Source organism: Veillonella parvula (assembly GCF_024461875.1).
Taxonomy (GTDB): domain Bacteria; phylum Bacillota; class Negativicutes; order Veillonellales; family Veillonellaceae; genus Veillonella; species Veillonella parvula_I.
This window is the reverse complement of sequence record NZ_JANGAL010000100.1, coordinates 1-241: the sequence shown is the minus strand read 5'-3', so window position 1 is coordinate 241 and position 241 is coordinate 1. Positions and strand designations below refer to the sequence as shown.

The 241-nt window shown below is 62.2% G+C and carries 1 protein-coding gene; it reads left to right on the top strand.

What is annotated here, in order from left to right; all coding sequences use genetic code 11:
* Nucleotides 1-241: cation transporter (locus NE668_RS10015; protein WP_256196870.1), on the top strand; the 241-nt coding region annotated here is incomplete at both ends.

The following is a 241-nucleotide window of genomic DNA, read 5'->3' as shown; positions in this document are numbered from 1 at the left end:
AAACAGAGCATGGATTCCGCCACGGAAACCGCCCGGCATCTTGAGCTGCGGATCGGTGGGATGACGTGTGCTTCGTGCGCCGCCCGAATTGAGAAGAAGCTCAACAAGATCGACGGCGTCAGCGCCTCGGTCAACTATGCCACCGAGAGGGCCAGCGTTGACTACGTTGGCAACGTCGCACCCGATCAGCTGGTGATGACGGTGGAGCAGGCGGGCTATACCGCCCAACCGCCCAGCCAGG